Source organism: Chryseobacterium sp. KBW03, assembly GCF_003852415.1.
GTDB classification, from domain to species: Bacteria; Bacteroidota; Bacteroidia; order Flavobacteriales; family Weeksellaceae; genus Chryseobacterium; species Chryseobacterium viscerum.
Window position 1 is genome coordinate 841,623 of the sequence record NZ_QAJO01000003.1, and the last position, 24,845, is coordinate 866,467.

23 protein-coding genes are annotated in these 24,845 nt (G+C 35.9%); 7 read left to right on the plus strand and 16 right to left on the minus strand.

What is annotated here, in order from left to right; translation table 11 throughout:
- Positions 1-20 precede the first annotated feature (20 nt).
- The 6 genes from lpdA to recQ form a co-directional block, all read right to left on the minus strand.
- A complete protein-coding gene (lpdA, locus tag DBR39_RS07785) occupies positions 21-1,424 on the minus strand; it encodes a dihydrolipoyl dehydrogenase (protein ID WP_124531964.1) in 1,404 nt (467 codons plus the stop codon).
- A 130-nt stretch (positions 1,425-1,554) separates the two neighbouring features.
- Positions 1,555-1,941 (minus strand): cupin domain-containing protein, encoded by a 387-nt coding sequence (locus DBR39_RS07790; protein WP_124531966.1) that lies wholly within the window; start codon positions 1,939-1,941, stop codon positions 1,555-1,557.
- Positions 1,942-1,991: 50 nt separating this feature from the next.
- On the minus strand, positions 1,992-2,336 hold the full coding sequence (locus tag DBR39_RS07795) for a hypothetical protein (RefSeq protein WP_124531968.1): 345 nt from the start codon (positions 2,334-2,336) through the stop codon (positions 1,992-1,994).
- 68 nt (positions 2,337-2,404) lie between these two features.
- Positions 2,405-3,484 carry a glycosyltransferase gene (locus DBR39_RS07800; protein ID WP_124531970.1) on the minus strand — a complete coding sequence of 360 codons (1,080 nt, stop codon included), beginning with the start codon at positions 3,482-3,484 and terminating at the stop codon, positions 2,405-2,407.
- A gap of 10 nt (positions 3,485-3,494) precedes the next feature.
- Complete coding sequence (locus tag DBR39_RS07805) at positions 3,495-4,049, minus strand: hypothetical protein (RefSeq protein ID WP_124531972.1); 555 nt, start codon at positions 4,047-4,049, stop codon at positions 3,495-3,497.
- Between the two features lies 1 nt (position 4,050).
- Complete coding sequence (recQ, locus tag DBR39_RS07810; RefSeq protein ID WP_124531974.1) at positions 4,051-6,255, minus strand: DNA helicase RecQ; 2,205 nt, start codon at positions 6,253-6,255, stop codon at positions 4,051-4,053.
- Between the two features lie 157 nt (positions 6,256-6,412).
- Here recQ and DBR39_RS07815 point away from each other — a divergent pair, with 157 nt between their 5' ends.
- The 4 genes from DBR39_RS07815 (at position 6,413) to DBR39_RS07830 (ending at position 12,100) form a co-directional block, all read left to right on the plus strand.
- Complete coding sequence (locus DBR39_RS07815) at positions 6,413-7,372, plus strand: SIS domain-containing protein (protein WP_124531976.1); 960 nt, start codon at positions 6,413-6,415, stop codon at positions 7,370-7,372.
- A gap of 135 nt (positions 7,373-7,507) precedes the next feature.
- The gene (gene tatC, locus DBR39_RS07820; protein ID WP_124531978.1) at positions 7,508-8,335 is read left to right on the plus strand and encodes a twin-arginine translocase subunit TatC; all 828 of its coding nucleotides are present in this window, start codon (positions 7,508-7,510) and stop codon (positions 8,333-8,335) included.
- 142 nt (positions 8,336-8,477) lie between these two features.
- A complete protein-coding gene (locus tag DBR39_RS07825) occupies positions 8,478-10,109 on the plus strand; it encodes a M1 family metallopeptidase (RefSeq protein ID WP_124531980.1) in 1,632 nt (543 codons plus the stop codon).
- 134 nt (positions 10,110-10,243) lie between these two features.
- On the plus strand, positions 10,244-12,100 hold the full coding sequence (locus DBR39_RS07830) for a PDZ domain-containing protein (protein ID WP_124531982.1): 1,857 nt from the start codon (positions 10,244-10,246) through the stop codon (positions 12,098-12,100).
- Positions 12,101-12,193: 93 nt separating this feature from the next.
- Here the strand turns inward: DBR39_RS07830 and DBR39_RS07835 are convergent, their stop codons facing one another.
- The 4 genes from DBR39_RS07835 to pepE all read right to left on the minus strand — a co-directional run bounded on the left by DBR39_RS07835 (position 12,194) and on the right by pepE (position 16,416).
- Positions 12,194-13,369: a sensor histidine kinase gene (locus tag DBR39_RS07835; RefSeq protein ID WP_124531984.1), complete on the minus strand. Its 1,176-nt coding sequence runs from the start codon at positions 13,367-13,369 to the stop codon at positions 12,194-12,196.
- 7 nt (positions 13,370-13,376) lie between these two features.
- Positions 13,377-14,750, minus strand: a complete 1,374-nt coding sequence (gene dacB, locus DBR39_RS07840) for a D-alanyl-D-alanine carboxypeptidase/D-alanyl-D-alanine-endopeptidase (protein WP_124531986.1) — start codon at positions 14,748-14,750, stop codon at positions 13,377-13,379.
- 110 nt (positions 14,751-14,860) lie between these two features.
- Positions 14,861-15,724 carry a hypothetical protein gene (locus DBR39_RS07845; protein WP_124531988.1) on the minus strand — a complete coding sequence of 288 codons (864 nt, stop codon included), beginning with the start codon at positions 15,722-15,724 and terminating at the stop codon, positions 14,861-14,863.
- A complete protein-coding gene (gene pepE / locus DBR39_RS07850; protein WP_124531990.1) occupies positions 15,724-16,416 on the minus strand; it encodes a dipeptidase PepE in 693 nt (230 codons plus the stop codon). The genes DBR39_RS07845 and pepE overlap by 1 nt, the downstream gene beginning before the upstream one ends.
- Before the next feature lie 195 nt (positions 16,417-16,611).
- Between pepE and DBR39_RS07855 the strand changes: the two genes are divergently transcribed.
- Positions 16,612-17,148 carry a tetratricopeptide repeat protein gene (locus tag DBR39_RS07855; RefSeq protein ID WP_228447789.1) on the plus strand — a complete coding sequence of 179 codons (537 nt, stop codon included), beginning with the start codon at positions 16,612-16,614 and terminating at the stop codon, positions 17,146-17,148.
- Between the two features lie 79 nt (positions 17,149-17,227).
- Here DBR39_RS07855 and DBR39_RS07860 read toward each other — a convergent pair whose 3' ends face one another.
- Complete coding sequence (locus tag DBR39_RS07860) at positions 17,228-17,716, minus strand: YdeI/OmpD-associated family protein (RefSeq protein WP_124531994.1); 489 nt, start codon at positions 17,714-17,716, stop codon at positions 17,228-17,230.
- 210 nt (positions 17,717-17,926) lie between these two features.
- Between DBR39_RS07860 and fsa the strand changes: the two genes are divergently transcribed.
- Positions 17,927-18,580 carry a fructose-6-phosphate aldolase gene (gene fsa / locus DBR39_RS07865; RefSeq protein ID WP_103234673.1) on the plus strand — a complete coding sequence of 218 codons (654 nt, stop codon included), beginning with the start codon at positions 17,927-17,929 and terminating at the stop codon, positions 18,578-18,580.
- A 100-nt stretch (positions 18,581-18,680) separates the two neighbouring features.
- Positions 18,681-19,673 carry a serine hydrolase domain-containing protein gene (locus tag DBR39_RS07870; protein ID WP_124531995.1) on the plus strand — a complete coding sequence of 331 codons (993 nt, stop codon included), beginning with the start codon at positions 18,681-18,683 and terminating at the stop codon, positions 19,671-19,673.
- 48 nt (positions 19,674-19,721) lie between these two features.
- On the opposite strand, the gene DBR39_RS07875 is transcribed toward DBR39_RS07870, so the two are convergent.
- The 5 genes from DBR39_RS07875 to DBR39_RS07895 form a co-directional block, all read right to left on the minus strand.
- Complete coding sequence (locus tag DBR39_RS07875; RefSeq protein WP_124531997.1) at positions 19,722-20,582, minus strand: GLPGLI family protein; 861 nt, start codon at positions 20,580-20,582, stop codon at positions 19,722-19,724.
- A gap of 20 nt (positions 20,583-20,602) precedes the next feature.
- Complete coding sequence (locus tag DBR39_RS07880) at positions 20,603-21,169, minus strand: sugar O-acetyltransferase (RefSeq protein ID WP_124531998.1); 567 nt, start codon at positions 21,167-21,169, stop codon at positions 20,603-20,605.
- 225 nt (positions 21,170-21,394) lie between these two features.
- On the minus strand, positions 21,395-22,297 hold the full coding sequence (locus tag DBR39_RS07885) for a GLPGLI family protein (protein ID WP_124532000.1): 903 nt from the start codon (positions 22,295-22,297) through the stop codon (positions 21,395-21,397).
- Positions 22,298-22,353: 56 nt separating this feature from the next.
- Complete coding sequence (locus DBR39_RS07890; RefSeq protein WP_124532001.1) at positions 22,354-24,396, minus strand: M56 family metallopeptidase; 2,043 nt, start codon at positions 24,394-24,396, stop codon at positions 22,354-22,356.
- A 4-nt stretch (positions 24,397-24,400) separates the two neighbouring features.
- Positions 24,401-24,766, minus strand: a complete 366-nt coding sequence (locus tag DBR39_RS07895; RefSeq protein ID WP_103233056.1) for a BlaI/MecI/CopY family transcriptional regulator — start codon at positions 24,764-24,766, stop codon at positions 24,401-24,403.
- Positions 24,767-24,845: the final 79 nt, after the last annotated feature.

Here is a 24,845-nt window from a genome sequence, read left to right on the forward strand (position 1 = left end):
ATTAAATCTTTAATCAGATATTACATATGGATTGGTCTTTTTCCCGTAGCATCCAATGCAGCTTCTTTAATCGCTTCTGCATACGTTGGGTGAGCATGAGAACTTCTTGCGATATCTTCAGCACTTGCACGGAATTCCATAGCAATGACACCTTCAGCAACTAAATCTGCGGCTCTTGCTCCGATCATGTGGAAACCAAGAACTTCATCCGTTTTTTCGTCAGCGATGATTTTCACCAAACCGTCGATATCACCACTTGCACGGCTTCTTCCTAAAGCTCTCATCGGGAAAGACCCAACTTTGTAAGCTACACCTTCTTCTTTCAATTGCTCTTCAGTTTTACCAACTCCAGCAACTTCCGGCCATGTGTAAACCACTCCAGGAATTAAATTATAATTGATGTGAGGTTTTTGTCCAGCCAAAGTTTCAGCAACGAAAACTCCTTCTTCTTCAGCTTTGTGAGCCAACATTGCTCCTTTAATTACATCACCGATTGCATAAATGTTTGCAACATTGGTCTGTAAATGATCATTTGTTTTTACTCTTCCTCTTTCGTCAAGTTCTACACCTGCTTTCTCTAATCCAAGACCGTCTGTATAAGGTTTTCTACCTACAGAAACTAAACAGTAGTCTCCTTCTACTACTACTTCTTCTCCTTTTTTGTCTTTTGCAGTTACTTTTACTGTATCTCCATTTCTTTCCACTGCAGAAACTGCTGTAGAAAGCATGAATTTCATACCTTGTTTTTTCAGAACTTTAGTCAATTCTTTGCTTAAAGCTCCATCCATTGTAGGGATGATTTTATCCATAAACTCAACAACAGTAACCTGAGCTCCAAGTCTCAAATAAACTGAACCTAATTCAAGACCGATTACTCCACCACCGATTACTACTAAATGCTTAGGAATTTCTTTTAAATTTAAAGCTTCTGTAGAAGTGATCACTCTTTCTTTATCTAAAGTGATGAAAGGCAAAGATGAAGGTTTAGAACCTGTTGCAATGATTGTATATTTAGAATCGATAGTTTCAGTAGAACCGTCGTTTTTAGTCACTTTAATCTGAGTCGCAGATTCAAAACTTCCAAGACCTTCAAAAACAGTAATTTTGTTTTTGTCCATCAAGAAGTTGATTCCTTTTGTAGTCTGCTCTACTACTTCATTTTTTCTCGCAATCATTCTTGCGATATCTGCTTGCGGCTCATTGATGATAATTCCATGACCTGCAAAATTGTGTTTTGCATTTTCGAAATGCTCAGAGCTGTCAAGAAGTGCTTTTGACGGAATACATCCAACGTTAAGACAAGTTCCGCCTAAAGTTGAATATTTTTCAATAATTGCTGTTTTGAAACCTAACTGTGCTGCACGGATTGCAGCAACATAACCACCGGGACCAGAACCTATTACGGTAACATCGAATTGACTCATGTTATTGTATGAATTTGTTTATTATTATCTATCTTAATTCTCACAAATTTACATATAAATTACCAAGCACCAAAGTGAGTTTTATCAATTTTAAAAATGATAATTATATGCTTTAGTTTTATGAAAAGTATTATTTTATGAACTTTATATTTTCTTCATTCCCCTCTTTCAGATAAATTGCCGTGAAGACAAGTGGCTTTTCTGCTGAAGCATTATCAAAATGAAGAATTTTTACATTTTTGGGCTCATAAAAAGCATCACCTTCATGAAGTACCACTTTCTGTTGTCCTTCTATCTGAAAAACAGCTTCTCCTGATTTTATCATTCCTAAAACGGGGCAAGGATGCAGATGTTCGGGAGCTCCCTGACCTGCAGCCATTGCTATTTCCTGAATTTCTGCGGATTTGATCGTCTGATCAATAGCCGTTTTCAATAATTCTTTTCTGGAGATCGTCTTCTGCTGAGCCATTATTACAACAGAATTCAGTATCAAAATACCAGTTATAAATGGTTTCATTGATATGATATTTAATTTTACTGTTTTTCTTATTAAATCAGCAGGAAATACTATAAATTCAATTTTCCTTGTCCAAATTTACCTGTGCTTTCAAAAAATGACCCTCCATACACATACCATTCAAGGTTTTCCAAATACTCTACTGCATTTTCCGGGGTTATCTGTAAACGATCTTTTTTCGAAACGATTCCTTTGTACCATCTTCCTGATTTTGAAAAACTTTCATATTCAACAAAATAACGAATCCATATTCTTTGACACAACTTACACTGTTGAATGGTTACTTCTCCATATCTTCCGTTAGTATGATCTATACCCAGTTCTGAACTTCTATATTCTGTATAATTGGAATCTGGTTTTTCACAAGAGCATCCTATTTTGGAAATTTTATTCATTGACATTTATTTTATACGGGTCCAAATCTAAGAAAATAAAACCCCATAAGGCAAATAATAGGGCAATACTACTTCATTAAATCCAGCAAAACCTGCTCATATTTATCTAATATAATATTCTTCGAAAACCTGGATTTAATCGAGTTTTTTATAGCATCCCGATTGTAATTGCTGTGCAGCACTCTTACAATCTGCTGGGCAAAACCATCATAGTTTTCAATATTTGAAACTTCACCGTTTATATTGTGCTGGATAATCTCATTAATCCCACCCGGACAGTTATTGGCCAGAGAATAAATACCACATGCACCTGCTTCCAGAAGAACATTTGGAAATCCTTCATATCTTGAAGAAAGAACAAATAAATCTGCATATTTCAGGTATTGATAAGGATTTTCCTGTCTTCCGTGGAAGATGACTTTTTTCAGGCCTAAAATTTCTTTCGTCTGAAGCAGAAGATCTTTATCTTTTCCATCGCCTAAAATATGAAGCATAATATTTTCATTTTTCAGTCTTGAAAAAACTTTCAGCAGGTTATCAAATCCTTTTCTGGAAGATAAATTGCCAATTGCAACTACGTTCTTATAATTGTATTTGAAGCATTCAGGCTTTAAGGATAATGCCATTTTATCTTCAATGAAATCAAAGTCTACAGGATTATTGATCTTAACAATTCTTTTCTTTTTAATATTAAAATTATCGACAAGATCTTTCATCATATCATCACTTTGAGCAATGATTTTCTGATAGTTATTATAAAAATTATAGAAAAATTTAATTTCTTTTCGGGTAACATGCTGCGTCACGACATTGGTTTCGCGGGCAATGAATTTTGTTCTTGGAAAAAGTTTTATAAATAGAGACAAATAAGCATTTACTTCCCCAAAACCGGAGAATACGATATCGGGTTTTCTTCTGTATATTTCTCCTAAAATAGGCTTTAATGAATGCCTTATTCTTTCGGTATTGATGTCGATAATTTCAACGTCTTTTTTCAGAAAATTCAGATATCCGCCTTGTTTACGTAACAGCAAAATCTTGGGTTCAAACCGATCTCTGGAGAGATGATTCGCTATAGTAGTAACAATTCTTTCTGCTCCCCCGGTTTCTAAGTCCGGCAGAATAAATATGACAGATATCTTTTTCATCAATGTAAAGTTAGTAAAAAGTTTTATTAACCTTCAATCCCAACTCATTAAATACAGGAATAATTTCGTGAATATTTTCAACACTTAGAAAAGTATATTTATCTTCAGTAAAATTAGCACCTCTTCTTCTAAAAAAAGAAAAACTCTCATCATCTTTACCAAATATATTTTCAGGTTCACCAAAAATGATGTTGCCAAAGTGTTTCGTATTCATTTCAACATTCACCTGATCTATTTCATTCAATTTTTTATCTTTTACAATATTTCCATTTGCCCTTTCAACAATGGCTATTCTTTGATTTGTAATTATATAGCAATTGTTTTTCAGGTTCCTATATTTTAAAATCCACCTAAAAAAAGTAATATACAAAGCATTGCAAAAAATAACAATCCCTATTATTGAAAAAAGCCCAAAACTGGAAATTAAACTATTGGTAATAATGAATACAGCGATTGCTAAATAAAATATAGAAAAAGCTGTTCTCAACTTCTCTGTCATATTAAAAAAGAAACCCTTCTTAGGAAGAATTTCTTTTAAAATTATCTCGTTATTATTTAAAATCATTTTAATTCGCTACGTCACTGATAAACTTTATTCTCAGCATCCTCACTTCCTCATCAGACAATTCATCCCCGAACTCGTCCAGCAATACTTTCATGCTGTCACTTTCAGATTCGTTCATAAATTCCATGAAGCCGTCTACGATGTCTTCGTCAAAATTATCTTCAATATAGTAATCGATATTCAGTTTTGTTCCCTGATAAACGATCCTTTCCATTTCTTTCAGAAGTTCATCCATAGAAAGATTTTTAGCTCTTGCTATATCTTCAAGGTCGATCTTTTTATCAGTGCTCTGGATAATGAAAACTTTATGGCTCGATTTGTTGGCCACCTGCTTCAATACCATATCCTGAGTACGTTCTATATTATTATCTTCTACATATGTTTTGATGTAATCCGCAAATTCTTTACCGTACTTTTTGGCTTTTCCTTCACCTACTCCATAAATTTTGGTGATCTCATCTACTGTAATCGGATACTGAACCGTCATATCCTCCAAACTGGGATCCATAAATACAGTATACGGTGGAATCCCATGTTTCTTGGCTACTTTCTTTCTAAGTTCCTTTAACAGGTTAAAAAGTTTTTGATCCAAACCTCCCCCGGCTTGCTGCTGTATCTGATCGCTCTCCGCTTTTGCCTGCGTAAGATCAAATTCTTTGTCTTCAGCAATTAAAAAGAGATCTTTAGATTTTCCATTCAGAACAGTTTTTCCTTTTTCTGTAAGCTTCAAAACACCATAGGTTTCGATATCTTTCTGTAAAAAGTTCTGAACAGTAGCTTGTCTAAGGATTGTTTTCCAATAATTATCTTTTTCATCTTTTCCAAAACCAAAATGAGAAGTTTGCTCTAGTTTGTAAGACTTCGTCACTGCAGTTTCTTTTCCTACGATGACAGAAATCAGATCTTTGGATTTGAATTTTTCTCCTGTATCATTGATCAGTTCCAGCGCTTTTTTCAAGTCGGCAGTTGCATCCTTCAGTTTTGGCGGATTGGAAGAGTTGTCACACATATTGGCACCATCTCCTTTTACCGGATCAAAAGTTTCTCCAAAATAATACAGAATATATTGTCTTCTGCTCATAGAAGTTTCGGCATAGCCTACCACTTCATTCAAAAGTTGTAATCCGATTTCTCTTTCAGAAACAGGTTTTTGTGCCAGGAATTTTTCTAATTTCTCAATATCTTTCGGATCGTAGAATGCCAGACAATGGCCTTCACCACCATCTCTTCCAGCCCTTCCGGTTTCCTGATAGTAGCTTTCCAGTGATTTTGGAAAATCGTAGTGGATCACAAAACGGACATCCGGTTTATCAATTCCCATCCCAAAGGCAATGGTTGCCACAATTACGTCCACGTCTTCCATCAGAAACTTATCCTGATTGGTCACCCTGACTTTCTGGTCAAGACCGGCGTGGTAAGGAAGTGCATTGATGCCGTTTACCTGCAGAAGCTGGGCAAATTCTTCAACTTTTCTTCGGCTCAGGCAATATACAATCCCTGATTTCCCTTTATGCTGATTGATAAATTTTACAATTTCCCTATCTACGTTGATTTTCGGACATACTTCATAATATAGATTAGGCCGGTTGAAACTTTCCTTAAATACCAATGCATTGGTCATTCCCAACGTTTTCTGGATATCATCCTGAACCTTAGGAGTGGCAGTAGCCGTCAAAGCAATCACCGGTACATTGGCAATTTTGTCTATAATCTGTTTCAGATTTCTGTATTCTGGCCTGAAATCATGTCCCCACTCTGAAATACAGTGGGCTTCGTCAATAGCAAAGAAAGAAATTTTCACATCTTTCAAAAATTCCAGGTAATCATCTTTAATCAATGATTCAGGAGCTACATACAGAAGTTTGGTTTTGCCGCTTTTGATATCGTCAAAAACCTGTTTGGTCTGCGTTTTGTTCAATGATGAATTCAATACATGTGCTACCCCGTCTTCAGATGAAAGGCCGTTCACTGCATCTACCTGATTTTTCATCAACGCTATTAAGGGCGAAACAACTATTGCTGTGCCTTCCGAAATCAGTGCCGGAAGTTGATAACATAATGATTTTCCACCTCCTGTAGGCATTAAAACAAATATATCCTTCCCATTCAATAGGTTCTCTATAATTTGTTCCTGCTGGCCCTTAAATGTAGAAAACCCAAAATACTTTTTCAATTCGCCTGATAAATTGGCTTTTTTTGCGCTCATCTAATTTTCTATTGCTAAATTTGCAACTCACCCAAAGTTATAAAAATTCTGCTTAAAATAAAAGCGAACGAATTTATAAAAATAAAATTTATATTAAATATTCTTTTTAAAATATAACGTTTTTTAAGAACTTTTTTGTATACCTTATTATCGTAAAATGGATAGAACCAACATTATATCAATTGCAAAAAGCACTTTAGAGATAGAGATTTCTGAGCTCGAAAAATTAAAAAATAGAATTGACGATCAATTTGCCCAGGCAGTAGAAATCATCCACTCGGCAAAAGGAAAGCTCATCGTAGTAGGAATAGGAAAATCTGCCCATGTAGGTAACAAAATTGTAGCTACGTTGAATTCAACAGGTACTCCTTCTCAATTTTTGCATGCTTCAGAAGCGATCCATGGAGATCTTGGAGTTATTCAGAAGCAGGATGTGGTCTTGTGTATTTCCAATTCTGGAAATTCTCCCGAAATCGCCAATCTGGTTCCTTATTTAAAAGGTTATTCTTCAGCTTTGATCGGAATGACCGGAAATAAAACCAGCAAACTTGCTGAATTCTCTGAAGTTATCCTGGATACTCATGTGGACGTTGAAGCGTGCCCGAATAAACTGGCACCTACCAGCTCTACCACGATTCAGATGGCATTGGGAGATGCTTTGGCTGTTGCTTTAATGGAACTGAACGATTTTAAGGCCAATGATTTTGCCAAATTCCATCCGGGAGGAAGCTTAGGAAAAAACCTGACCTCTACCGTAGAACAGTTCCTTTCTTCTCAAAAGCCTCAGGTTGCAGAAGATGCTTCGATAAGGGATGTGATCATCTCGATCAGTGCTTCAAGCCATGGAATCACAGTGGTGACCAATGGAGACCAGATCATCGGGGTCATCACAGATGGAGATTTGAGAAGAATGCTGATGAAAGGAGAAGATATCAATAAAGTTTTGGCTAAAGATATTATGTCTTCCCATCCAAGAACGATTGAAAAAGAAGCTCTTGCCAAAGAAGCCATGAAAGTTCTGAAAGAAAATAATATCGGCCAGCTGATTGTAACGGAAAACGGGACCTATTTCGGGATTATAGATCTGCATAAACTTCTGGACGAAGGGATTAACTAGACATTAGAAGTTAGAAGGAGATTGGAAAGTATGGTGATGTAATGTTTGGATTAAAAGTAAAATCTAACTAATAATGTACATAATCTCACTTCTATCATTTTTTTATATAAATTTGCGCATTAAAAATTTTATTCTGTGAGTGATGGTAAAGACATGTCCTTTCTTGGGCACATTGGAGAATTAAGGGGACACCTGGTCCGTTCGATTATTGCTATCATAATTGCGGCATTTGTAGTGGGCTTTAATATCAACTGGATTATGGACCACATCTTTTTTGGACCTACCAGAAATGATTTTCCTACATTCAGAATTGTTAATCATTTTTCAAGAATGATTTTGGGGGAAGATAGTATTCACCTTCCAAAAGAATTCCCTGTGCGTGTACAGAGATTGTATCAGCAGTTCAATGTGATGATGGCAGTTTCTATTTTTGGAGGAATGGTGGCTGCATTTCCATATATTGTATGGGAGTTATGGCGTTTTATCGGTCCGGCTTTACATCCCAAAGAGAGAAAAAATTCTATTTATATCATCAATTCGGTATGGATGCTTTTCATGACCGGGGTATTATGCGGGTATTTTTTAATCCTTCCGTTTGCGGTTAATTTTGGGGTTATTTTTAAAATCTCAGATATTATCGTTCCTCTGTATGACTTAAGTGATTATACGACTCTATTTTTGCAGGTGGTTTTAGGTATGGGAATTATTTTCCTATTCCCTATTCTTATCTATTTCCTTACCAGCATCGGAATTTTAACGCCTCAATTTATGAAAACCTATCGCCGTCATGCTATTGTTTTGATTATGGTCGTTGCTGCAATCATTACTCCGGCAGATGTTTTAAGTATGATAATGGCTGCATTACCGCTGCTTGTTCTATATGAGTTCAGTATTATGATGTGTACAGTAACCTATAAGAAAGCACAGAAAAATAACGGAAATCTTCCGGTAGCACAGAAATAATTAAAAAATTACAACTTTATACCTAAGCCCGGCCATTGCCGGGCTTTTTTGATGCCTTCCAAAAATTTATATTTAATTTGAGCTCCGGCATGTGCCTGTTAATTTAATTTTATACTTTTGAGAAGTATTAATAAAAATTGTAATGAAAAAATTATCATATACACTCTTATTTGCATCAGGGATTGTCTTCGGGCAGTTCTTTGAGAAAGGTAAGACTTTCACCAAGCAGGATATTTTAAAAGGTTCCAATACTGAATTCAGAAATTTCTGGGATGTCAAAAAATATGATCTTTCTGTAGAGCCTGATTTTGAACAAAAAAGCATTAAAGGAAATAATACGATCAGTTTTGAGATCATCAAAGATGTTACCAATCCTGTTTTCCAGATTGACCTTCAGCAGCCCATGAAAGCTGATAAAATAGAAGGAAGCCTTCCTATTGTAAATTACAAGCAAGAGGGAGACTTTATTTTAATTACAACCAATAAAAAATTCAAAAAAGGAGAAAAATATACCATCAACGTTCTTTATTCTGGAAAACCTACCATTGCTAAAAATGCTCCATGGGATGGAGGCTGGGTTTTCACTAAAGATAGAAACGGAAATCCATGGATGAGCGTTGCTGATGAAGGAATAGGTGCTTCAATCTGGCTTCCTACAAAGGATATCTGGAGTGACGAACCTGATAATGGCATCGTTATGAACATCATTACTCCCAGCAATCTTGTAGGAGTTGGAAACGGAAGACTTACCAGCCAAAAAACAGAGGGGAATAAAACGACATACACATGGGAAGTAAAAAACCCTATCAATGCCTACTCTATTATTCCCAATATTGGTAAGTATGTGAACTTCAAGGACACTTATGATGGAGAAAAAGGGAAACTTGATTTGGATTACTGGGTACTTGACTATAATCTGGATAAAGCAAAGAAACAGTTTCAGCAGGTAAAGCCTATGCTTTCTGCTTTTGAGTACTGGTTTGGACCTTATCCTTTCTATGAAGATTCTTATAAACTGGTTGATTCACCCTACTTAGGAATGGAGCATCAAAGTAATGTTGCCTACGGAAACGGTTATCAGAATGGCTATCGTGGAAAAGATCTTTCCGGAACGGGAGTTGGAATGAAGTGGGACTACATCATCATTCATGAAAGTGGCCACGAGTGGTTTGCTAATAATATTACGGCAAAAGATCAGGCTGATATGTGGATTCATGAAAGTTTCACCATGTATTCTGAAGTTCTTTTCACAGAAAAATATCTAGATAAAAAATCGGCAGAAACTTATATAATAGGAATTAGAAATAATATTAATAACGACATCCCTATTATTGGACAGTATGGAGTAAGAAATGAAGGCAGTGGAGATATGTATCCAAAGGGAGCTAATATGCTTCATACGATAAGACAGGTGATTAATAATGATGAAAAATTCAGACAGATTCTGAGAGGACTCAACCAAGATTTTTACCATCAGACCGTTACCACCCAGCAGATCGAAAAGTATATTTCATCAAAATCAGGAATCGATTTCTCAACTGTTTTTGATCAGTATCTGAGAACAATAAAAATACCAACCCTTGAGTATACTCAAAATGGTGATACTTTAAAGTTCCGATATGCAGATGGGGTAAAGAACCTGAAATTACCTATCATCATTAGCGGTGACCAGACTATCAATCCTACAGAAAACTGGCAGACGGTAAAGCTTAAAAAGAATACTCCGGTTGAGTTTAACCCCAACTATTATATTAATTTTTATAGCACTACATAAAGAAAAAGGCAAATTCGCGGATCAAGCAAATTTGCCTTTTTGCTTTTTAAGTTTAAAATTTTAAGAAAAGTTTAATACTTCTTCCGTAACAAAGTGACAAAAAAAGCAACTATTTAACTATTAATGTAAACCTAATGAGAAAAACAGTACTTAGTCTAGGTATTTTTGCTTCTTTTTTAGCAAATGCTCAGTCTATAAAAACAACCATTGATCTTGTCAATGTAAAAGATGATAAAGTAGCCGTTACCATGGATTTCCCGAAAATGAAATCCGGAGATATCAAATTTCATTTCCCCAAAACGGTTCCGGGTACTTATTCTATAGACGATTATGGAAGATTCATCGAAGGAATCAAATTTTACGATAATAAAGGGAAAGAACTTACTTTTACCAAAGTAAATGATAATACCTATTCATTGAAAAATGCCCAGGGCCTTTCCAAAATCTCTTATCTTGTGAATGACAGCTTTGATGAAGAAAATGATACATCAAAGCATAAAGCGGTATTTTCTCCGTCAGGAACTGACATTGAAGCAGGAAAAATTTATATGATCAATACCCATGGGTTTATCGGATATATTGAAAATATGCAGGATGTTCCTTATCAGCTGGTAATTCAGAAACCCACTGACTTCTACGGAACAACAGCTTTGGTAGATCAGGATAAATCTGAATCTACAGATACGTTTACTCTTGCTAATTATGCTAAGGTAACTGATTCTCCGCTAATGTACACAAAACCTGATTATATTACCTTCAATGCTGGAGGAATGGATCTTGTACTGGGCGTATATTCTCCAACAGGAAAATACAAAGCAGCAGACTTCAAAGAAAATCTGGAAAAAATGGTTGTCGCTCAGAAGAAATTCCTGGGGGATATGAATACCAATAAAAAGTATGCAATCATGCTTTATCTTTCCGGCGGTGACGGACCTCAAGTAAAAGGTTTCGGAGCACTGGAGCACCATGAATCTACAAGTGTAGTGCTTCCGGAGGGAATGCCGAAAGAGGCTATTGACAATACCATTACTGACGTGGTTTCTCACGAGTTTTTCCACACGGTAAATCCTCTGAAGACGCACTCGGAAGAGATCCACTATTTCGACTATGCAGATCCTAAAATGTCTCAGCACTTATGGATGTATGAAGGGGGTACAGAATATTTTGCCAATCTATTCCAGATTCAGGAAGGTTTGATCAATAAAGATCAGTTCCTTCAAAGAATGGCAGAAAAAATTGCTAATTCCAAGAGCTACGATGATACGATGCCGTTTACGGTAATGAGTAAGAATGTATTGGTGGAGCCTTATAAGGACCAATACAGAAATGTTTATGAAAAAGGAGCTCTTTTGGCAATGTGTCTTGATATTGAACTTAGAAAGCTTTCTAATGGAGAAATGGGATACCGTGATATGATCAGAAAATTGTCTCAAAGATTTGGAGAAAACAAGCCTTTTAAAGATGATAAACTGATTGATGAATTGGTAACAGTAACCGGATATCCTCAGGTGAAAGATTTTTATAATCAATATATTGCAGGAAACCAGCCAACTCCTTATGCAAAATATCTAAGCATGGTAGGCGTGGATATCAAAAAGCAGGAAAGCCAGCCCGTTTTCTGGTTTATCAAAGACCCGAATCAGACAGGTTTTGATGAAAAGAACAATGCATTTGCTTTTGACGACCATTCTGCTCTATCTCCATTTGCAAAAAGCATAGGATTTAAAATCACAGACCAGGTACTTGCTATAGATGGAAAAACAGTAGACATCAAAAAGGTACAGGATTTTATTGCCTATACAAGAACCATCAAAGACGGACAAGACGTTACGGTAACTATTTTAAGAGATAATGCCGGTAAGAAAGAGAAAATGAACCTGAAAGGAAAGGCTGTTCTGGATAAAATGATATTGGAAACACCTTCATATAAGGCGAATCCAACTCCGGAAGAACTGAAACTACAGACACAGTGGCTTACAGGTAAAAAATAAACAGAAAAGCGGGGAAATTTTCCCCGCTTTTTATTTTCTTCAAGTTGTATATTTAAACCTTATAGGTTTATTGTTTGTAAAACTAATTTCCAATTAAATATCCTCTCCTTTCCTTATTGTTATCCTAAAGGTACTTCCCTTTCCTACTTCAGTCTGGGAAATTTTAATATCCCCGTTATGATACTCATGGATTACCCTTCTTGCTAATGACAGTCCTAATCCCCAACCTCTTTTTTTGGTAGAATATCCGGGATTGAAAGCGTTTCTTGCCTGTTGTTTTGTCATTCCGCTTCCGTTATCCTTTACTTCGACCAGAATATTTTTGTTTCTTTCAAAAACTGACATGGTAATAGCGCCTTCACCTTTCATAGCATCTACAGCATTTTTTACCAGGTTTTCAATCACCCAGCTCATCAGAATTTTATTGTGAGGAACCAGGACAGTATAAGTAGGAAGATTCAGCGTAAAATTGATTTTTCTTGAAATACGGGTCTTTAAATAATCATAATTCTGCTGAATCGTTTCATTGAAATTTCTATCATTCAGCTCAGGAACAGAACCTATTTTCGAGAATCTTTCAGAGATGGTTCTAAGCCTTTCAATATCTTTTTCAATCTCATGTACCCCCTCCGAATTTGGATCATCCAGCTTCATTATTTCTATCCAGCCTATCATAGAGGATAAAGGAGTTCCGATCTGATGCGCCGTTTCTTTAGCCAGACCTGCCCAAAGATAACCTTCATCTGTCTTTTTGATGGTCCTGAAAAACCAGAACGAAAAACCAAAATACAGCAGAATAAACAGTCCTAAAATATAAGGCGAATACTGAAGATTATTAAGCATACGCGAGTTATCATAGTACACAAACTGATTATTTCCATCGGGTACTTTGATTTCAATAGGATCATAATTCTTCTCCATCTTCAGGATCACGTCCTGTAGCTTTTCAGGATCTTTTATGGTACTTTCAGGAATATTCCGGTAGTATCCAAGATCAAGAATCGGATTTTTATATTTATCTGTTACAATGAACGGAATGGTATTGTTGATATTAAGGATATCCGGCAGCAGATCCAGAACATCTGTATCCGGAGTTTTTACTTCCTGCTGTATTCTTATCGCTTTGGAAAGAAGGCTTATCCTTTTGATCTCCTCTTTTCTGAGAAAATTAATAAGCGATGTTGAAGCCGCTACAATGGCAATAACCAAAGTAGTCATGACCACAAAAATGATCCAGTTATTCAGTCTGGTGAGTATGGATTTTCTCAAAGGTATTTTATTTTAAAACATTCAGGATTTTCTGCAGCTCTGCACTTCCACTTCCCTGATAGTTGTTGATAATAATCGAAAATACATATTTTTTACCATCTTTTGCGGTGTGATATCCTGCAAAAGATTTGGTATCTCTCATGGTTCCGCTTTTCATTTTCATTCCATTGTCCTGAACCGGGAATCCATCGTAGTATACTTCAAACCATGATTGCTTTTTAGCATATAAAAGGGCCTGTACTTCTGCTTTTGCCGCTACATAATTCTGTGGGGAAAGTCCGCTTCCGTCAGCAAAGTTGATCATATTAGGATTGATTCCTTTTGATTTCCAGAACTCTTTCAGATAGGCAACCCCGCTTTTGAAACTCGGATTTCCCTTTTTCTCTTTTCCCAGGGTTTTAATAAATGTTTCTCCATACAGATTCACACTTTTTCTCAGAAACCAGTACACCATTTTATCCAGCGTTGGAGATTGATACGTCAGAATAATGGTATTTTTCGGAGCTTCTAAGGCTTTTTTTCCTTCTATTTCAAGCTGTGAATTGGTAACAGCTTTTCCTGAAAGTTCAATTCCTGATTCTTTCAGCCATTGTTTTACTTCTGCCGCCAGCTGTAAAGGTGGATTAGGAGTAGAACCGGAAACCATTACCGTTTTTCCTGCCGGTAGCATTCCGTTGATCAATGCAACATTTGAATGGGGAGCGGTGAAAATCAGACTCTGATCTGAGCTTCCCCCTGTTTTCAGATCATTCAGCCATTGTACACCTTCTAAAGGATAAGAAAAGCTTTTAAAATCTGTTCCGTTAATATTGATGTCAAACTGGTTTTCTTTCCAGTTGATTCCCCATACACCGGCTCCATAGTAATTTCCAAGGTCATCCCACGGCCAGCCTCCCGGAATGGTTTGATGGTCAAAATAAGAATCATCAATGACCAGATCTCCGGATATTTTTGTAATCCCCGAATTTTTAATGGCATCCATCAGCTTCTTTTTAAAATTTTCAGGTTTATAGGCATCATATCTCCAGCTTCCCAATGTGGGATCGCCATTGGAACTGATAAAAAGGTTTCCGCTAAGCGCTCCTCCTGATATATTTCCGGAATAGCTGGAAGTCGTTGTATAAGTATAGTTCTTTCCTAACGTTTCCAAAGCAGCAGCTGCGGTAAAAATTTTCTGTGTAGAAGCTGTGGAGAGTCCTTTGCTTCCCTGATATTCGTATATAAAGTTGCCGTTTTCATCTGAAACATAAAATGATAAACTCGAAGAAACTGCCCCCGAAGAATCCATAAGATCCCTGGTTACTTTATCTAATTTCTGGGCCATATTCTGCGCAGCAACCATCTGTACAGAAAGTGTGAGAACAGCAAGTATTTTTTTCATTGCATTATTGTTTTAAATGGATCGGTTTCAAGTATCACTTACCGCAGCAATAGTAATACTGACCGGTAATAGCTGACCTTTTCATTTATTTAAATTCTAATCAAATATAGTTAAAATAAAAGCTTTTCATACTCCCTGAGATCCTCGGGGCTGAAAAGAATCTGATGGTCAGTGGATTTTTCAAATGAACGGTCATATTTAAAATATTTCTCGTAATCATCTTCATCTATAAAAATATCCATCTGGCATTCTTTTATATAATTAGATTTTTCGCCGTAATCTTCTATAAAATATCCTGAATCATTCCAGGGCTCCTGATGACAGCGTAGACAGCTTCTTTCATGAACAGCTTTATGACCGCATATCTCACAATATTGCAAATTTTGAAACAACATTGAAATTTCATTTCGCCTGTCTTCCGGAAAAAGGGTGAGTGGAATCATTTTTAAAAGCAGATAATAATTAGGATCCCTCCATGAAAAATATTTTTTTTCTTCAGGATCATCATATCCTTTTCTGGAAATCCACAATTTCTGAAGATCATATTCAAGTTCCGCTTTACGGATGTCTTTAATATTCAGAACAGCTTTGTTATTAATTCTGATATTCTGATCTGCATCAACTTCAATAATATGATGCTGTTCAAGAAAATGATTTAAGCATAACGTAGTTTGCCAGGAACCTATGGACCTCATTTTACCTTCACTGCCACAGATCTCACAAATCTTCCCAGACAATTCTGAATATTTGTCTTTGATATTTTTAAGTTGAATGTTGAGTACTTCGTCCTCAGAATAAGTGTAACATCTCAGCTGACCAAATTTCTCCTTTCCAAAGACCCGATTTTCCATATTCCAGCCTGCAATGGCAAATTCAAACAGTAATTTCCGGATCAGGTCATCCCATCCGGTACTGTTCACTGAAAAATTGGTCAGATTTCTTTCTATAAAATGATTGATTTCTTCTTTGTTCATTAAAGTCTGCTGCCTGCTTCTATTTCGTAAGGCTCTTTCCCTTTTTCAAAAATCCTGGTCAGTTCGCTTCCCTCTACAGTAATTGAATCATCTGTTCTTCTGATCCAGTTTCCTTCTCTAAGGCCTACAACCTTGATGTCATTCTGGGTAAGAAACTCTTGAATACGGGTTTCTCTGGTTTCCCCATTGTGTTTCAAATCCGGGTTAGGGTCAAGGTAATGAGGATTGATATTGAAAGGAACCAATCCCATACACTCAAAACTTGGCGGATATACAATCGGCATATCGTTGGTCGTTTTCATGTTCTGTCCTCCGATATTGCTTCCTGCACTGCATCCAAGATATGCTTTTCCGTTCAATACATTTTCTTTTAATACAGACATCAGACCTTCTTCGTGTAATGTTTTAACCAATAAAAAAGTATTTCCACCTCCGGTAAAGTACCCTTTTGCCTGGTTTAGGGCTTCCTTCTTATCTTCAAATTCATGAAGTCCTTTTACTTTTATATTGATGGTTTCAAAGAAAGAACGTGCTTTTGCAGTATAGTCATCGTGAGAAATTCCCCCTGGTCTTGCAAAAGGGATAAACACAATTTCGTCAATTCCTTTGTATAGTTGGATTAATTCTTCTCTTAAATATTCCAGATATTCTCCACCAAAAATTGTGGATGTTGAGGCTAATATGATGTTCATACCACGAGATTATATTTATTATTAAAAAAGTGAATCACAAAGATAACCTCAAACAGTAACGAATCAAAAATTAATCTAAAAAAAAGCTCAATCCCGTTAATATTTTCTAAAAAACCTTAAAGCCTCTAAAATTTATGCTTTTGTGGAATTATTATTGAATTTTAGATTATGAATTTAAAATATAAGATTATGAAAATGAGTAAAATTAATAGCAGAAACCTGTTTTTAGGTTTAATATTAGCAGGAAGTGTAAGTCTTGTAAATGCACAAACGACTCAGCCGGAAACATCGGCTTCAACGAGTCAATCGACCAACCCAACAATTGAAGGTCTTAAAAAACAAATTGAGGCCAATCCAAAGGATGCAGAATCATTAGCAAAATTGGCTAATGCCTATCAGGAAGCATCAGACTGGACCAATGCCCTTGATACCTGGAAGAAAATCTCCGTTTTATTGCCGGACTGGGCACCTTCTTATTACAGCCAGGCCTATGTGTATCAGGCTTCAAAAGATGATGCCAATGCAAAAATTGCCTATGAAAAGTACATTGCTACTGTAAAACCGGAAGAAGTAGAGCAAAATAAGAAGAATCTTGCTTATGCCTATTTCTATCTTGCCTTTTCAGAACAGCAAACTGATCCTAATAAAGCAAAAGAGCATATCGCCAAGTCAATACAGTATGACCCAACCAACCAAGATGCTGTAAAGCTTAGCAAAGCTTTAAATTCATAAAAAGAAAGACCGGAAAAATTTCCGGTCTTTTTTATTATAAAAGTCTGACATATGCCATCTTGGCTCTTGATTCTTTCATCTACTCAATCCTCTTACCATAAAAATCAATTTCCCCATGCAGATGCTTCATTATTTTCTCAATATTCCGTTGGATACTGGCTTCTGTTTTTAGATTATTGATGTATCGAATCAGCTCATGTCTTCTTGATGGAATCAGGTTTTCGAAATTTTTTGCTGCTAAGGCACTTTCTCTGATTGACTTTTCCAATTGGGGATGAATAGGAATACTTCTGTCAGAATCATCATATTCCAATACCACTTCTATGATTTCGCCGATTCTCTTCGGGGAATTCTTCAACATCATCAGATTAATATACAACCTCCATTCACCCAGATATTTCATTAGATTTTGTGTAAATTCTTTTCCATTTACAGTTCCTTTTACAGGAATCGGGCTTTTATTTCTCCCCGATTCGTCAAAAATTTTGTCCAAAATATCTTCCGGAACAAATACAAAAGGGTTAATTCCTATGATGTCTAATGTGGCGGTGAAGCTGCTGTCTTTCATGGATAACAAATTTAAAAGCTAGAAGCTAAAATAACTATTTGATTTAAGATCAGCATAAAATTATTTTTTCATTCTCTAAAACCCTCATACCCTAAAACTCTCCTACACTCAAACCTGTTTACCCCAAAATCCCGAACCTCGTAACTCAAAATTCATACTTCAGAACCCAATTAATTCCCTATCTTTGTATCAATAAATCTATTTATCAAAATGAAATTTTTTATTGACACAGCTAATTTAGAGCAAATCAAGGAAGCAAGAGACCTTGGAATTTTAGATGGTGTAACCACCAATCCTTCATTAATGGCAAAAGAAGGTATTCAGGGAGCTGAAGCAATCAAAAACCATTATAAAACGATCTGCGAGCTTGTAGACGGAGACATTTCTGCTGAAGTTCTTTCTACAACCTACGAAGAAATGATTAAAGAAGGAGACGAATTGGCCGCTATTCACCCAAATATCGTTGTAAAGATCCCTATGATCAAAGACGGTATCAAAGCTTTAAAATATTTTTCTGATAAAGGAATCAAAACGAACTGTACATTGATCTTCTCTGCTGGGCAGGCTCTTTTAGCAGCTAAAGCAGGAGCTAATTATGTTTCTCCATTCTTAGGAAGATTAGATGATATTTCTACAGACGGTCTGAACCTTATCGAAGAAATCAGATTGATTTTCGATAACTATATGTTCGAAACTGAGATCTTAGCAGCTTCTATCCGTCATTCTATGCACATCATCGATTGTGCTAAAATCGGAGCTGATGTAATTACATCTCCACTTCCTCCGATCTTGAGCTTATTGAAGCACCCATTAACAGACAGTGGTTTGGCTCAGTTTATTGCAGATTCTCAGAAATTAGCATAATAACTGACTCTTATTCAGATATAAAAATCCCGAAACAAAGTTTCGGGATTTTTTTGATTTAACTACTTCGCAATATCTGAATCCAAAAACAAAAAGAGCCATGAAAAAAAATATCATTCTGTTCACCCTATTTTCTTTTGTTTTAGGATTCTCTCAAAACATCATTTTTTCAAAGGAAAAACTGGAACAGCTTAATCAGTTTAATCTTGAAAATAAGAGCCGTGCTTTTATCATTTTTCAGAATGGAGAAATCATTAATGAAAAATATTTTGGAACAAAGATGATTGACAAACAGCCTTTCGATTCAAATTCTAATTGGTACTGGGCTTCTGCCGGGAAATCCCTGACCGCTGTTCTTATCGGAATTGCTCAACAGGAAAATTTGCTCAACATCAATGATCCGGTCTCAAAATATCTTGGAAAATGGACCGGAATGGATAAAAGTGCTGAAGATAAAATTACCATCAGAAATCTTCTGACCATGACTTCCGGGCTTGACTATTCTAAAGATCAGGTCTGTGAATATGGAAACTGCTTTGTTTTTAAAAATCCGGCTGGGAATTTCTGGTATTATGATACTTCAGCCTATTCCCAACTGGCAAAAGTGATTGAAAAGGCAAGTCATAAAAGCATGGATGAATATACTTCTGAAAAGCTTTCAGGTTCGGGTATTTCAGGAAAATGGATGCCTTATGAGAACGGACTTGTATTTTCAAGTACTGCAAAGAGCTTTTTACAATTCGGAAAACTTGTTTTAAATAAGGGGAAACTGAATGAAAAGATCTATTACAAGAACGACAGCTATTTTCAGCAAATGACTGATACTTCACAGGACCTCAACCCTTCCTATGGTTACCTTTGGTGGCTTAACGGAAAAGAAAAAGCAAGGGTTCCCGGATTTGAAAAATCGTTCAGTCAGTCACTGGTTCCTGGTGCTCCTAAAGATATGTTTTGTGCATTGGGCAAAAACGGTCAAATCCTCGATATTGTTCCCAGCAAGAATCTTATTATTGTAAGAATGGGGGAAAATCCAAATGTATACAGCAATATGATACAATTCCACAGAGAACTCTGGGATAAGATTTTGAAATAAAAAATGCCTGAAATTGTGTTTTCAGACATTGTATGATATATTGGAATATTATTTCAACAGATCCAGTTCAATAATGTTATTTTCCTTTTTAATATTGGCTTTGGCCACTGCTTCCTGATCTTTTAAGGCTTTTTCCGGGTCCATCAATTTTCCTGATTCATCTATCATTTCCATGATAACTCCCTGTGCCATCATTTGTCTTTCACTCTTGATGGGATCATTACAATAGTCTTTAAATGCTTTTTTGTATTTTTTTTCGTTAAGTGTGATGATAGAATTATACCGTTCTTTATCTTTGGTACTCTTCCATTCATAGCCTGCCTGAAGTTTTTTAGCTCCTTTTAATTCGAATGAATGGGTACGGCTATGGTCTTCAAGTTTTACAATCAATCCCGGAAGTCCATGAAATTTATACGGACCATCCTGAATGGGAAGATCTGTTGTAAACCATGCCGTCCATTTTCTGCCAGCAAAATCACAAATAGCTTTTTGTGCATTGAATTCTCCTATTTTTTCTTTTTCAGGAAGAATTTTCCAGTCCTGTTTTCTGCTTTCCTGTACCAGGTATTCTTCAGAAGCAAGAGTAGTAAAGAAATTAACAGAATATTCCGGGTACATTTTTTCTATACTATACCGCATTTTACCTTTAAATTTAAATCCTGAAAGATTAAAATTTCCGCTCTGAGACTGCTTGTCAATCATAGCTCTCATTATGGAATCTGATTCAAAATAATCTTTACTGTAAAATTTGGAGCCTTTTGGGGCAATATCCAATAACATGATTTCGGTTTCCTGTTTATCTTTAGCTGTAGAATCGATGATAAATTTATATTCATAAATAAATCTTTGATTCTGGGCATTAGCTATCACAGCCAATATAAGACTGAGTAAAATGATGATTTTTTTCATGGTTAGTTTTTGATATAGTTTTAGTTTTCTTCTTTTATATTTTTAACAATCCTACAGGGGTTTCCCACTGCCACTACATTGTCCGGGATATCTTTCGTTACTACACTTCCTGCACCAATTACAGAGTTATTTCCAATAGAAACTCCGGGAAGTACTACGACATTGCCTCCTAACCACACATTATCCCCAACTTTGATCGGATGCGCATATTCCAGACCTTCATTTCTCTGTTTTGCATCCAGTGGGTGACCTGCAGTATAAAAACTGCAGTTGGGGCCAATGAACACGTTATCTCCAAACTCTACACTTGCACAGTCTAAAATGACAAGGTTATGATTGGCATAGAAATTCTCACCTACTTTTATGTTATACCCGTAATCACACCAGAAGGTAGGTTCTATGCAGATATTTTCTTTGATACTTCCGATAATGTTTTTGAGTAATCTGTATCTATTTTCTGTATCAGAATTTTTCAGTCCATTATATTCCTGGCACAAATCTTTGCAGGCAATACGTTCCTGAATCAGTTCTTTATCATAATTGGCATTGTACAAAAGTCCGGCTGCGCATTTTTCCTTTTCTGTCATGAGATATAATGTTGATTGGTTATTGCTTATTGTCTATTGTCTATTGTCTATTGTCTATTGTCTATTGTCTATTGTCTATTGTCTATTGAAAGATAAGAAATTTGTTATTATAAGCTTAATTGATATTTATCATTCACCTCCTCCATCTTAACATCTGCTGCTTGAAAAAACAAAAACAGGATGACACGTATGTCATCCTGTTTACTTTAGAAAATAATAATAATTTTAATTCACCAAATCCGGTTCTATCGGATTGTTATCTTTTTTAAGGGCCTCTTTGGTATTTTTTTCCATTTCCCTAAGTACCTGATTAGGGTCTGAGATTTCCTTGCCATCTCCTGTTTTTACTTTAAAGCTTACTTTGGTGTTCCCATCTCCATTTTTCATCATCATTTCTCTCATATTCTTGGTAGGATCATTCACATAAGCTTTCCATACTTTTTTGAACTGGTCTTTTGTCACTTCAAGCTCTTTTCCGCCTATTCCCAATACTCTTACATGATCAGGAATCTGCATTTCTGTCTCCGCAGCCGGGGTATTGATCGTTTTATTGCCGATCATCGTCATAACATGAGATCCTGTAGCATCTTCAATCTTTACAATAAGACCCGGAAGTCCATAAAACACATAGGGTCCATCCTGAAAAGGTAAATCTGTTGTAAACCAGGCTGCCCATTCTCTTCCTCCAAAACTGGCGACTGCTTTCTGAGCTTGGTATGTGCCAATTTTTTGTTTTTCAGGCAATATTTTCCATTCCGGTTTTTTATCTTCTTTTATTTTATACTTATCTGTAGAAATGCTTCTGAAAAGATAGGTTGTAAAATCCGGATATTTTTTCGTTACTGTATAGGAAACCTGTCCCGGCCTTTCCCGTCTGTTGATATTAATATTTCCACCTCCGGCTTTCAGCTGTTTTTCAAGTTCTACTTTTCCGGTGGAATCTGCTACAAATTTATCCCGACTGTAATAGTTTGATCCATTTTTATCAATATCCAGCATCATCATTTCTGTCTTCACATTTTCCTTATTATTGGAATCCGGAATAAACTTGTATTCATAAAAGAATCTGTTGACCTGAGCACTGGCAAGTACTCCCAGAAATATAAAAAATAGAATTTTACCTTTCATAATGTATTTTTTAAAAAAGGCTTTGCCAATTGATATTGACAAAGCCTGATGGAACTTTAATTCTTTGTCTTGATTCTTACTTCTCCCTGCTGAACATCTCCTTTTTTCTGAGTGTTGACATTCACTCTTGATATATTATTTGTGTCCAATGCATTGATTTCGTCTTTAGAAACTTCTTTCCCGTCAATGTAATACTTGTATTTCATATCATCACTGCCAGTTATATTAAATTTTTTCACCCCATTCATTGCAATGTTTCCGTTGCCATCTTTTTTGATAAAATCGGCACTCATTACCATTACTTTGGAAGAACCATTAATCCTTGTAAAATGAATATCTTTAAGGTTTTTCTGGGCTTCCAGTCTCATTTTTTCAGCTTCTATTCTCGCTTTTGCTCCCTCTCTTCTGAAAGCCTCGCTTTCTATCTTGGCTCTTGCACTCTCTATTCTGGCAACTTCACTTTCTTTTCTGGCTTTGTCTCCTTCTATCCTTGCTCTTGCACTCTCTATTCTGGCAACTTCGCTTTCTTTTCTTGCTTTTTCACTCTCTATTCTCGCATTTGCTCTCTCTATTCTGAAAGACTCGCTTTCTTTTCTGGCCTTTTCGCCTTCTATCCTAGCTTTTGCACTCTCTATTCTGGCTTTTTCTCCTTCCACTTTAGCATTTGCTGCTTCTTTCATAGCATTTTTAGCTTCTGCCATTGCTTTGCGTACTTCTTCTTTATCTTTAGGGCTTAGGTCTTTATAGTAGATCGTTTTATTGGTTTTGAAATACGTTATTTTCGGTTCTTTGGGTTCTTTGGGAGGAGCAGGCGGAACTGGCAATTTTTCTATTCTGGCTGCCGCTCTTGCTGCTTTTCTTGCCGCTCTTTCAATTTTACGAAGTTCTTTTTTATCAAGAGGATCTATATTTTCAAGCTCCTTCATCTGATTCTTCCATTCGGCAGAATTGAAATATTCATCAACTTCAGCGTTTGCTGCAATCTCTCCTATCTCAGATGCCAGATTGCTTATTTCTTCTATTTTATCACTGAAGAGAGCACTTTCAGGATCCAGTCCATTCAGCTCCTTCTCCTTTTCTTTTATTTTTTTCTCTAAATCAGTCAATTTTGTATGATCTTCTGCTGATAAAGATTTCAATTCTGAATTTATTTCCTGTCCAGATTTTTCAGGTCTTACGGTATCTTTCTTGATTTCTGAAACGACTTTTTTAATAGAAAGGTTTGTTTCTTCAATTTCTCTGTTTTTAGCATTTACCAGATAAGCAAAAGCTACTGAAAATAAAACCGGTAATGCAAAAATTCTTCGCGCATATCCGAACTTGGTTTTTGGTTTTTGTAACATCTTAAGTCTTTTTTTAAGGTTTGAACTTAGAAACGGACTGGCGGCAGGCAACTGTGTTCCGGAAAAGTGGCTTGCTAAAAGCATCTGCGCAAATGCTTTGGTGTCCGATTGTTTTACGGCTTTTTTATCAGCCAGGTACTCGTGGATTAAACTAATTTCTTTTTTGATAATATGAAAGAACGGGTTGAACCAAAAAACAGACGTAATAATCTCGATAAAAATCTTATCAAAGGAATGTTTCTGTTCAATATGTACCATCTCATGCTTTAAAATCTGTTTCCCGATATCAGAATGCAGTGTGATGGCATTCTTCCAGAAAAGGTTTTTAAAGTAAGAAAATGGAGCTTCGGTGAGGTCTGTACGGTAAAAATTGATCCCGTCAAAACTTTCTTTCTGAAACTGTTTTTTAAACTGCTGGATTTTAAAAATCCCATAGATAAGTTTCCCTAAAAAATAGAGAGAAACCAGTCCCAGAGTTGAAAAAATAATGTTAAAATAAAGGTTACCATTGTCTATGTTTTTTTCTGTGTTAAAATTCTGAATCTTGTCAAGAAGCATGTACATATCATTATTTACTTCTATCGTAAAATCGTCTACTCTGATGAGCGGTAATAACAGTGATATCACAATCGCTGCCAACAGATAAAATCTGTTATAATGATGGAATGTCTTGTCTTTTAAAGACAACTGATAGTACAAAAACGTTACACCCGAACATAAAATAGTTTTCCCAAAGTATAAAAGTATTGCTTCCATAGTATTAATCTTTCTTTTTGAGTTCATCCAATAACATCTCAAGATCTTCTACGGTCATTTCATTTTTTTCTACCAGAAACGAAACAGCACTTTTATAGGATCCCTTAAAATAGTTTTTCACAAGACTTTTCATGGTTTTCCCGGAGTATTGTTCTTTTGAAACAAGCGGAAAATACTCATGCTGTCTTCCATGAACATGAAAGTCTACAAACTCTTTATCTTTCAATACTTTTAAAATGGTAGAAACCGTATTGGTATGCGGCTTGGGTTCCGGAAAAAGATCAAGAACATCCTTTAGAAAGCCTCTTTCTATTTTCCATACATACTGCATTACCTGTTCTTCTGCTTTTGTTAAAGTCTGAATTTTCATATCCTGTTCATTTTATCATTATCGTGATATAAAGTGTCCAATTCTATATCACTAAGAAATTAGTTATACAAATGTAGAA